Source organism: Mycobacterium sp. 663a-19 (assembly GCF_035616495.1).
GTDB lineage: Bacteria > Actinomycetota > Actinomycetes > Mycobacteriales > Mycobacteriaceae > Mycobacterium.
In genome coordinates, this window is sequence record NZ_JAPJAV010000011.1 from 190,078 (window position 1) to 200,642 (window position 10,565).

At 68.9% G+C, this 10,565-nt stretch carries 9 protein-coding genes; 6 read left to right on the plus strand and 3 right to left on the minus strand.

Annotation, left to right across the window (positions count from 1 at the left end; all coding sequences use genetic code 11):
• The first annotated feature begins 37 nt into the window (after positions 1-37).
• From ddaH to OQ968_RS19775, 4 genes are read left to right on the plus strand one after another with little or no spacing between them, the layout of a single operon-like run.
• Entirely contained in the window at positions 38-904 is an 867-nt protein-coding gene (gene ddaH, locus OQ968_RS19760) for a dimethylargininase (protein ID WP_324680956.1), read from the plus strand.
• Complete coding sequence (gene rocD, locus OQ968_RS19765) at positions 901-2,142, plus strand: ornithine--oxo-acid transaminase (RefSeq protein WP_324680957.1); 1,242 nt, start codon at positions 901-903, stop codon at positions 2,140-2,142. The genes ddaH and rocD overlap by 4 nt, the downstream gene beginning before the upstream one ends.
• Before the next feature lie 28 nt (positions 2,143-2,170).
• Positions 2,171-3,619: an amino acid permease gene (locus tag OQ968_RS19770; protein WP_324680958.1), complete on the plus strand. Its 1,449-nt coding sequence runs from the start codon at positions 2,171-2,173 to the stop codon at positions 3,617-3,619.
• The gene (locus OQ968_RS19775) at positions 3,616-4,494 is read left to right on the plus strand and encodes a universal stress protein (RefSeq protein ID WP_324680959.1); all 879 of its coding nucleotides are present in this window, start codon (positions 3,616-3,618) and stop codon (positions 4,492-4,494) included. The genes OQ968_RS19770 and OQ968_RS19775 overlap by 4 nt, the downstream gene beginning before the upstream one ends.
• A 2-nt stretch (positions 4,495-4,496) precedes the next feature.
• Here the strand turns inward: OQ968_RS19775 and OQ968_RS19780 are convergent, their stop codons facing one another.
• The 3 genes from OQ968_RS19780 to OQ968_RS19790 are packed head-to-tail and all read right to left on the minus strand — an operon-like array spanning position 4,497 to position 7,511.
• On the minus strand, positions 4,497-5,831 hold the full coding sequence (locus OQ968_RS19780) for an extracellular solute-binding protein (RefSeq protein ID WP_324680960.1): 1,335 nt from the start codon (positions 5,829-5,831) through the stop codon (positions 4,497-4,499).
• A complete protein-coding gene (locus OQ968_RS19785) occupies positions 5,828-6,652 on the minus strand; it encodes a carbohydrate ABC transporter permease (protein WP_324680961.1) in 825 nt (274 codons plus the stop codon). Before OQ968_RS19785 ends, OQ968_RS19780 begins: the two co-directional genes overlap by 4 nt.
• Complete coding sequence (locus tag OQ968_RS19790; protein ID WP_324680962.1) at positions 6,639-7,511, minus strand: sugar ABC transporter permease; 873 nt, start codon at positions 7,509-7,511, stop codon at positions 6,639-6,641. The genes OQ968_RS19785 and OQ968_RS19790 overlap by 14 nt, the downstream gene beginning before the upstream one ends.
• A gap of 45 nt (positions 7,512-7,556) precedes the next feature.
• Here OQ968_RS19790 and OQ968_RS19795 point away from each other — a divergent pair, with 45 nt between their 5' ends.
• Positions 7,557-9,074 carry a TldD/PmbA family protein gene (locus tag OQ968_RS19795; protein ID WP_324680963.1) on the plus strand — a complete coding sequence of 506 codons (1,518 nt, stop codon included), beginning with the start codon at positions 7,557-7,559 and terminating at the stop codon, positions 9,072-9,074.
• Positions 9,071-10,444 (plus strand): metallopeptidase TldD-related protein, encoded by a 1,374-nt coding sequence (locus OQ968_RS19800; RefSeq protein WP_324680964.1) that lies wholly within the window; start codon positions 9,071-9,073, stop codon positions 10,442-10,444. The genes OQ968_RS19795 and OQ968_RS19800 overlap by 4 nt, the downstream gene beginning before the upstream one ends.
• The last annotated feature ends 121 nt before the right edge of the window (positions 10,445-10,565 follow it).

Sequence of the window (10,565 nt, forward strand, 5' to 3'; positions counted from 1 at the left end):
GTTTGCCAGGCTTCAACGGCGAAAATATCGTTGATTTATGACGGACTTCTACCTCGCCGAGCCGACGCCGGTCGCCACGCCGGCCACGCCCGGCCGCACGGTCCGCGCGGCCCGCACCCGCCGCTACGCCATGACGCCGCCGGCGTTTTTCGCCGTCGAGTACGCGATCAATCCCTGGATGGACGTCACCGCACCGGTCGATGCCGGCCTCGCGCTGGCGCAGTGGCGGGCCCTGTACCGGACCTACCGACGGCTGGGCCACCACGTCGATCTGATCGAACCCGTGCCCGGGCTGCCGGACATGGTCTACGCCGCCAACGGCGGGTTCATCGCCGGCGACGTGGCCATCGTCGCCCGGTTCCGGTTCGCCCAGCGCACCGGCGAGTCGAGGGCGTACGCCGCGTGGATGTCGTCGATGGGCTATCGGCCGGTGACCACCCGGCACGTCAACGAGGGTCAGGGCGACCTGCTCAAGGTCGGTGACATGGTGTTGGCGGGCTACGGCTTTCGCACCGACCGGCGCGCGCACGACGAGATCTCGGCCGCGCTGGGCGTGCCGGTCGTGTCCCTGGAGCTGGTCGATCCGCGGTTCTATCACCTCGACACCGCGCTCGCCGTCCTCGACGACCACACGATCGCCTTCCATCCGCCGGCGTTCAGCGCGGCGGCGCAGGAGCAGCTGCGCGCGCTGTTCCCGGACGCCATCGTGGTGGGCAGCGCTGACGCGTTCGTCCTCGGGCTGAACGTCGTCTCCGACGGCCTGCACGTCGTGCTTCCCTCCGCCGCAACGGGTTTCGCCGCGCAGCTGCGCGAAGCCGGCTTCGACCCGGTCAGCGTCGACCTGTCGGAGCTGCTCAAGGGCGGCGGTTCGGTCAAGTGCTGCACATTGGAGGTGTTCCCATGACGCTCCTCGATGTCCCAGGCGTCGGCGCGAACGAGACCGAGACCGCGATCGCCCTGGCGGAAAGGTATGCCGCACACAACTATTCGCCGCTGCCCGTGGTGGTGGCCAGCGCCGAGGGCGCGTGGATCACCGACGTCGAGGGCCGGCGCTACCTGGACTGCCTGGCCGCCTATTCCGCGGTCAACTTCGGCCACCGCAATCCCGAGATCACCGCGACGGCCCACGCCCAACTCGACACCGTCACGCTGGTCAGCCGCGCGTTCCACTCCGACAACCTGGGACGGTTCTGCGCCGCCCTGGCCCGGCTGTGCGGCAAGGACATGGTGCTGCCGATGAACTCGGGCGCCGAGGCCGTCGAGAGCGGCCTCAAAGTGGCCCGCAAGTGGGGCGCCGACGTCAAGGGCGTTCCCGAGGGCCGCGCCAACATCATCGTGGCCGACAACAACTTCCACGGCCGAACGATCAGCATCGTGAGCTTCTCGTCCGATCCGACGGCGCGCGGCGGCTTCGGGCCGTTCACGCCGGGATTCCGTTCCGTGCCGTTCGGCGACGCCAAGGCACTGGCGGAGGCCATCGACGACAACACCGTCGCGGTGCTGCTCGAGCCGATCCAGGGCGAGGCGGGCATCATCGTCCCGCCCGACGACTACCTCCCGGCCGTCCGCGCGCTGTGCAGCCGGCGCAACGTGCTGATGATCGCCGACGAGATCCAGTCGGGGCTGGCCCGCACGGGTTACACGTTCGCCTGCGACCGCTGGGGCGTCGCGCCGGATGTCTATCTGCTCGGCAAGGCGCTGGGCGGCGGCGTGGTCGCGCTGTCGGCGGTGGTCGCGGACCGGGAAATCCTCGGCGTTCTGCACCCGGGCGAACACGGCTCGACGTTCGGTGGTAACCCGCTGGCCGCCGCGATCGGCACCACCGTGGTTTCGTTGCTGGCGTCGGGCGTATATCAGGCGCGCTCCGCCGACCTCGGCGCTCACCTGCACCGGCGCCTGCACGAACTGATCGGCGACGGCGTCGTCGCGGTGCGCGGCATCGGATTGTGGGCCGGCGTCGACATCCAACCGGCGCTGGCCAGCGGCAGGGAGATGAGTTTGCGACTGGCCGAGCGCGGCGTGCTGGTCAAGGACACCCACGGCTCGACGCTGCGGTTCGCGCCGCCCCTGGTGATCACCGAGCGGGAGATCGACTGGGCGGTTGACCAGTTTGCTTTGGCGTTGCGGGAGGCTGCCTCATAATCAGCTGATCCGGCAACAGGAGGGGCAATTGCCTGCCACGTCGATCAGCCTGACAGCGCAGATGCTGCGGCGTCGTCCCGTCGTCGGCGCTCACGCCGCACGCGGGGCCGCGGACCACCTCAAGCGCAGCCTCGGCACGTTTCAGCTGACCATGTTCGGCGTCGGCTCGACGATCGGCACCGGAATCTTCTTCGTCATGTCGCAGGCGGTGCCCGAAGCCGGCCCCGGAGTGATCGTCTCGTTCCTCATCGCGGGGATCGCGGCGGGGCTCGCGGCCATCTGCTACGCGGAATTGGCCGCCGCCGTGCCGGTTTCGGGCTCGGCGTATTCCTATGCGTACACCACGCTCGGGGAGGTCGTCGCGATGGGCGTGGCGGCGTGCCTGCTGCTGGAATACGGGGTGTCCACCGCGGCGGTCTCGGTCACCTGGAGCGGCTACCTCAACAAGCTGCTGAGCAATGTGTTCGGATTCCAACTGCCGCATGGCTTGTCGGCGGCACCGTGGGACTCGCAACCGGGCTATGTGAACGTGCCGGCGGTCATCCTGATCGTGATGTGCGCGCTGCTGCTGATCCGGGGTGCCAGCGAATCGGCCAGGGTCAACACGGTGATGGTGCTGACCAAGCTCGGCGTCCTGATCATGTTCGTGCTCCTCGCGTTCACGGCCTTCGACGCCGGCCGGCTGCAGGACTTCGCCCCCTTCGGCGTCGCCGGCATCGGCTCGGCGGCGGGCACCATCTTCTTCTCGTACATCGGCCTCGACGCGGTGTCGACGGCGGGCGACGAGGTGAAGGATCCGCAGAAGACCATGCCGCGCGCCATAATCGCGGCGCTGGCGACCGTCACCACGGTGTACGTCCTTGTCGCGGTGGCGGCGCTCGGCACCCAGTCGTGGCGGGATTTCGCCGGCCAGCAGGAAGCGGGCCTGGCCACCATCCTCGACAACGTCACGCACGGCAGGTGGGCCAGCACGATACTGGCCGCCGGCGCCGTGATCTCCATCTTCTCCGTCACGCTCGTGTCCATGTACGGCCAGACCCGCATCCTGTTCGCCATGGGCCGTGACGGCCTGCTTCCTTCGCGATTCGCCACCGTGAATCCGCACACCCTGACCCCGGTGAGCAACACGGTGATCGTCGCAACCGCGGCGGGGGGCCTGGCGGCCTTCGTGCCGCTCGACAAGCTGGCGGACATGGTGTCCATCGGCACGCTGACGGCGTTCATCGTCGTATCGGTCGGGGTGATCATCCTGCGAGTGCGCCAACCCGACCTGCCACGGGGGTTCAAGGTGCCGGGTTACCCTGTCACGCCTGCTCTTTCGGTGCTGGCGTGCGGCTACATCCTGCTCAGCCTGCACTGGTACACCTGGATCGCGTTCACCGGATGGGTCTCGCTGGCGCTGGTCTTCTACTTTGCCTGGGGACGCCACCACAGCGCGCTCAACGAGAGCGAAGACGAGCCGAGGGAGGTGTTGTGACCGTCGTCGTCGGCTACCGGGCCGGTGAGGTCGGCCTGTCGGGCCTGTACCTGGCCGTGCGAGTCGCGCGGACGCTTCGCACCTCGCTGACGGTGGCGACCATCGTGCCCAAGCCTTGGCCGACACCGTCCTTCGCCCGCGTCGACGCGGAGTACGAGCACTGGGCGAACCATCTGGCCGCGGACTCGGCCGCGGAGGCCCAAGGCTTTCTGCAGGGCTTGACCGACGGGCTCGAGGTCACCTACTCCCACCGCGCGCATCGGTCGGTGTCGGGTGGATTGATCGAGCTGATCGCGGACGTCGAGGCTGAGGTCCTGGTGTTGGGGTCGCTGCCGAGCGGCGGGCGCGGCCAGGTGGTGATTGGCTCGACCGCAGACTGGCTGCTGCACGTGTCGCCGGTGCCGGTCGCGATCAGCCCCCGCGAATATCGTTCGTACGCAGGCGGATTGACGCGACTCAGCTGCGCCTACGCTGCCACCCCGGACGCCATCGACGTGGTGCGCCGGTGCGTAGCGTTCGCCCAGCGGTTGGGCCTGCCGGTCCGGGTGATCACCTTCGCGGTCCGCGGCAAGACGATGTATCCGCCCGAGGTGGGCCTCGACGCCGAGGATTCGGTCCTGCAGGCGTGGGCGTCGCAGGCGCGAGAGGTCCAGCAAAGCCTGAAGGCCGAGGGCGTTGTCGGCGACGACGTGGTGCTGGAGGTGGTGACCGGCCACAGCTGGAGCGAAGCGGTGGAGAAGGCGGATTGGCAGGACGGCGAGATCCTGGCCCTGGGCACGTCGCCGCGCGGCGACATCCGCAGGGTGTTCCTCGGATCCCGCAGCGGAAAGATCATCCGCGAGAGTTCGGTGCCGGTGGTGGTGCTGCCCGGCTGACGCTATCGGCGCGCGGCGGCATTGGCCGCCTGTTGCGCCCGTCGCAGGGTGTCCGCGACATCGCCTCGGCCCAGGAACATTTCGTCGAAATAGCTTTGCAGGGCGGTGTCGCCGGCGGCGAAGCCGGCGCCGCCCGGCGCCGGAATCCGCGGCCCGTCCAGGACGGAGAAGAAGGGTTTGACGTCGACGCCCCGGGCGGACCAATAGTCGAAGTAGACCGGTTGCGCGGACACCACCGCGGGGATGGCCGCGCCGTTGCGACCCAGGTACGCGTTGCCCTCGCGGCTGCCCATCCAGGCCAGCACCTGGCGAACCGCATCCGGGTGCTTGGTCGCCGCATTGCCCGCCGCCGCAATGCCGTTGGTGACGCTGACCCGGCCGGCGGGCCCGGCCGGCAGCATCGCCACACCCCAGCGGAACCGGGCGTCGCGGGCCACCGGCGCCAGGTTGTAGGTGCCGGACTGGAACAGCGCCATCCTGCCGGCGAGGAACTGGTTGCGGGAAAAGTCGCCGTTGTCGTTGGTGTCCGAGGCCGGCGGGGCGACGTGGTCGACGTTGATCAGGCCGACCAGGTAGCGGAAGGCCTTCATCGCCGCGGGGTTGTCGAACGCGAACTCGTCGCCGCGCTGGAACACGCCGCCGGCCGACCCGATGTAGTTGAGGTAGATGGCCTGGGCGTCGTTAGCCGCGTTGTAGCCCCACTGACGCACCCGTGTGGCGTCGAAACCCGAAGTGCCCGCGGCATGTCCGTCGGCATCGATGGTGAGTCGCGACAGCAGCGGCCGCAGCGTGTCGTCGCCGTCGGGGTTCCATTGCAGGCTGTTCAGCTGGGCGGGGTCGACGCCGGCCGCCGCGAGCAGGTCGGCGTTGTAGAACACGGCGATGCCGGCGTCGGTCAGCTGCGGCACACCCCACAGCGCCCCGCCGCGGGTGAACTGATCGACGACGGCGGGCTCCCACGCCGAGGCGGCGCCGGGGCCGAGCGCCTTGCCGATGTTCAGCAACCTGCCGCTGTCGGCGTATCCGGCGAGGTATGCGTTGGACAGCCAGAAGATGTCGTCGGCGCTGCCGCCGGCGACATCGGTGCGCAGGGTGTTGAAGTACGTCGGGTAGGCCACCATGTTGATGTGCACCTCGATATTTGGGTGCGTGCGGGTGAATGCCTCGAACGATTGCCGGTATGCCGAGGCAATCTGGTCGGCCCAGATCCGCACCGTCACAACGACCTTGCCGCCGTGGGTTTCGCCGGAGTAGTCCAACAGCATCGCCGTCGCGGCCAGCAGCACCGCGACGAGCGCGAGCGCCCCGGTGACCAGCGTGGAGAATCGGAGTCTCACTTGAGCCCCGAGACGACGATTGACGCGACGATGTGACGCTGGAAGAGCATGAAGAGGATGATCAGCGGCGCGATCGCGACGGTGGTGGCGGCCATGACCAGGGTCCACTGGGAGTTGAACCGCGACTGCAGGTCCGCCGTCGCCACCGTGAGCACCCGCCACTTGTGGCCACTGGTGATCACCAACGGCCACATGAAGTTATTCCATTGCGAGACCACGGTGATCAGCGTCAGCGCGGCCAGCACCGGGCGGCTGGACGGGATCACCACATGCACGATCACGTCCAGCGTGTTGGCGCCGTCGAGGCGCGCGGCGTTGATCAGGTCGTTCGGGATGATCCGAAAGTGCTCGCGCAGCAGGAAAATCGCGTAGGGCGAGCCGAACATGAACGGCAACACCAACGCCCAGAACGTGTTCCGCAATCCCAGCTGAGCCATCATGAGGTACATCGGGACCACCGTGACGGTCCCCGGCACCATCAGCGTTGCGATGTAAACCCAGAACAGCGCGTCGCGCCCGGGAAACCGCAGCCGCGCGAACGCGTAGGCGGCCAGCACCGAAAACGTCAGCTGGCCCACCAGGATCACCGCCGTCATCAACGCGGTCACCGCCGCGGCCCGACCGAACCCCGCCCCGGCCAGGTCGGCATAGTTCGACAGCGTCGGCGGCCGCGGCCACTGCAGCGGCGTGCCGGTCACGAACTGGTGAGCCGACGTGAACGAGGTCAGCAGGCCAAGCGCGAACGGCGCCAACGTGATCAGCGCCCCCAGTGTCAGGCACGCGTAGATCGCGGTGTTGGAGACGCGACTAGGTGAGGTCATAGCTGATCCGCCGACGGAAGTAGACGTGCTGAACGACGGTGACGCCGACCAGGATGACGAACAGCACCACCGCCATGACCGATGCCCGACCGATGGCCGCCGAGCCGAACGCCTCGGCGTAGATGCGATGGGCGACCAGGTCGGTGCTGAGGCCCGGCCCGCCGCCGGTCAGCGCGTAGACGGTGTCGAAAACCTGTGCCGTGCTGACGATCCCGGTCACCAGGACGAAGAACATCGTCGGCCGCAGCATGGGCAAAGTGATGCGCCAGAACCGCTGCCAGGCGGTGGCGCCGTCGGTGCGCGCAGCGGCGTGGATATCCGCCGGGATGGCCAGCAGGCCGGCGAGAAAGGACAGCGAGACGTAGCCGACGTTGGTCCAGACGACAACGGCCGAAACCAGCGGCAGCGCCAGTCCGGGATCCGACAGCCAGTCGATGCGGTGGCCGAGCACGGTGCTGACGGCGCCGTCGGTGGGGGCCAGGATCCAGCGCCACAACACCGCGATGGCCAGCGGCGCGCAGATCCACGGCAGCACGTACAGGGTGCGAAACAGCCCGCTGCCCGGCATCCGGCGGGCCAGCATCGAGGCGGCCAGCAGCCCGAGCGCCGTCTGCGCCGGAACCACGATCGCCACGAACACGGCCGTGACGATCAGCGAGTTGCCGAAGCCGGCGTCGGTCAAGACCGAGCGCCAGTTGGCCAGGCCCACATAGCGCAGCGGCCCCAGCAGGTCCCATCGGTACAGGCTCAGCCAGACCACCACGAGAATCGGCAGCAGCAGGAACGCGACCACGCCGAACAGGCTGGGCGCCAGCAGCGCGTAACCCAGCGCAGTCGGTCGGCGGGGCGCGTCGGCCATGGGTGTATTAAAGCCGGGCGGTTGCGGTGGACCTAGGCTGGATTAGTGACACCGAACCGGGGGATCGATGCCGACTTCCTGGACCTGCCCCGCCACGAACTCGCCGACGCCGCACTGTCGGCGGCCACCAAGGCCGGAGCCAGCCATGCCGACCTGCGGGTTCACCGCGTCAGCACCGAGATCATCCAACTGCGCGACGGCGAGCTGGAGACCGCGGTCATCAGCCGCGAGATCGGGTTGGCGGTGCGGGTGATCGTCGACGGCACCTGGGGATTCGCCTCGCACGCCGAGTTGGCGCCGTCGGTCGCCGCCGAGACCGCGCGCCGCGCGGTGCACGTGGCCACCACGCTGGCGACGCTGAACAGCGAGCGCGTCGAGCTGGCGCCCGAGTCGGTGTACGCCGACGCCTGCTACGTGTCGGACTACCGGATCGATCCGTTCGACATCCCGGCCGCCGACAAGATCGCCGTGCTCGAGGACTACTCCGGGCGACTGCTGGACGCCGAGGGCATTGACCATGTGTCGGCCGGTTTGACGGCGGTCAAGGAGCAGACGTTCTACGCCGATGCCTTCGGCTCGTCGATCACCCAGCAGCGGGTGCGGCTGCAGCCCACGCTGGAGGCGGTGACCGTCGACGCCGCCGCGGGCAGCTTCGACTCGATGCGCACGCTGGCTCCGCCGGTGGGCCGCGGCTGGGAGATGGTGGCCGGCGACGACGTGTGGAACTGGACCGACGAGCTCGCCCAGCTGCCATCGCTGCTGGCCGAGAAGGTCAAGGCGCCCAGCGTGACCCCGGGCCGCAAGGACCTGGTGATCGACCCGACCAACCTGTGGCTGACCATTCACGAATCCATCGGCCACGCAACCGAATACGACCGCGCGATCGGCTACGAGGCCGCCTACGCCGGCACCTCCTTCGCCACCCCCGACAAGCTGGGCACCCTGCGCTACGGCTCGCCGGTGATGAACGTGACCGCCGACCGCACCGTCGAATTCGGCTTGGCCACCGTCGGTTACGACGACGAGGGCGTGGCCGCGCAAAGCTGGGACCTGGTGCGCGACGGGGTGTTCGTCGGCTATCAGCTCGACCGGGCGTTCGCGCCGCGGCTGGGCCAGCCGCGCTCCAACGGCTGCTCGTACGCCGATTCGCCGCACCACGTGCCGATCCAGCGGATGGCCAACGTGTCGCTGCAGCCCGGCCCCGACGACACCGGCACCGCCGACCTGATCGGCCGGGTCGAGGACGGCATCTACATCGTCGGCGACAAGTCGTGGTCGATCGACATGCAGCGCTACAACTTTCAGTTCACCGGGCAGCGGTTCTTCCGCATCCGCGACGGCCGCCTCGACGGCCAGTTGCGCGACGTCGCGTATCAGGCCACCACCACCGAATTCTGGAATGCCATGGAAGCCGTCGGCGGCCCGTCCACCTGGCGACTGGGCGGCGCTCTCAACTGCGGCAAGGCCCAGCCCGGGCAGATCGCCGCGGTCAGCCACGGCTGCCCGTCGGCGTTGTTCCGCGGCGTCAACGTGCTCAACACGCGTACCGAGGGTGGCCGATGATCTCTGCGCAGCACGTCGTCAACATCGTCTTGGACGAGGCGGCCAAGCGTGGCGGCGCCGACGAGACCATGGTGCTGGTCACCGACCGGGTCGAGGCGACGTTGCGCTGGGCGGGCAATTCGATGACCACCAACGGCGTTTCGGTCAGCCGCAGCCTGACCGTCATTTCGGTTGTGCGCGAAGGCACCAGCGCGCGGGTGGGCACGATGGTTTCCGCCGAGGTCGATCCGCGGGTGATCCCCGGGCTGGTGGCGGCGTCCCAGGACGCGGCCCGCTCCGCGCCGGAGGCCGGCGACGCCGCGCCGCTGCTCGCCGATGCCGGGGTGCCCGGCGATTGGAATGCCCCGGCGGCCGGCACCGGGCCGGAGATATTCGCCGACCTCGCCGGATCGCTGAGCCGCGGGTTCAAGGGCAGTGACCGGTTGTATGGCTATGCGCACCACAGTGTTTCGACGACTTTCTTGGCTTCGTCGACGGGGCTGCGCCGGCGCTTCACCCAGCCCGCCGGCGCGGTGGAGGTCAACGCCAAACGCGACGACGCCAGCGCCTGGGCGGGGGTCGGCACCCCCGATTTCGTCGACGTCCCAACCGATCTGCTGCTCGAGCAGTTGTCGACGAGGCTGGGTTGGGCGCAGCGGACCGTCGAGCTGCCGGCGGGGCGGTACGAGACGATCATGCCCCCGTCGACGGTGGCCGACATGATGATCTACCTGGCGTGGTCGATGGCCGGCCGCGGCGCGCACGAGGGCCGGACCGCGTTCTCCGCCCCCAGCGGCGGGACCCGGATCGGGGAGCGGCTCACCGACCTGCCGCTGACGCTGTTCACCGATCCGATGGCGCCGGGCCTGACGTGCACGCCGTTCGTCGCGACGAGCAGCTCCTCGGAGACGGTGTCGGTGTTCGACAACGGCATGGAGATCGGCCAGGTGGACTGGATCCTCGACGGGGTGATCAACGCGCTGGCGTACCCGCGGGCCACCGCCGCCAAGTACGACGCCAAGGTGGCCGTCGCCGCCGACAACCTGGTGATGACCGGCGGGTCGGCCGAGCTGGCCGACATGATCGCGGGTACGGAGCGCGGCCTGCTGTTGACCACGCTGTGGTACATGCGCGTGGTCGACCCGACCACGCTGTTGCTCACGGGGCTGACCCGCGACGGCGTGTACCTGATCGAAGACGGCGAGGTGACCGCGGCCGTCAACAACTTCCGGTTCAACGAGAGCCCGCTGGACCTGCTGCGGCGGGCAACCGAGGCCGGGGCCAGTGAGAAGACCCTGCCGCGCGAGTGGGCCGACTGGGCCACCCGGGCGGCGATGCCGTCGCTGCGCATCCCCGACTTCCACATGTCGTCGGTCAGCCAGGCGCACTAGCCGCTGACAGCTTTCGCCGAGCGTGAAGCCGTTGCGAAAAATTGGCGGCGCTTTCACGCGATGGATGCAACAGTGGGCGGTTTGGGTGGGTTAGACAGTAGTTCGTCGAGGGCTTCAGCGG

What these genes read in the sequence shown, in the direction of transcription:
- OQ968_RS19800 (WP_324680964.1), top strand. Translation starts at nt 9,071, where the DNA reads ATGATCTCTGCGCAGCACGTCGTCAACATCGTCTTGGACGAGGCGGCC.
- ddaH (WP_324680956.1), top strand. Translation starts at nt 38, where the DNA reads ATGACGGACTTCTACCTCGCCGAGCCGACGCCGGTCGCCACGCCGGCC.
- rocD (WP_324680957.1), top strand. Translation starts at nt 901, where the DNA reads ATGACGCTCCTCGATGTCCCAGGCGTCGGCGCGAACGAGACCGAGACC.
- OQ968_RS19790 (WP_324680962.1), bottom strand. Translation starts at nt 7,511, where the DNA reads ATGGCCGACGCGCCCCGCCGACCGACTGCGCTGGGTTACGCGCTGCTG.
- OQ968_RS19785 (WP_324680961.1), bottom strand. Translation starts at nt 6,652, where the DNA reads ATGACCTCACCTAGTCGCGTCTCCAACACCGCGATCTACGCGTGCCTG.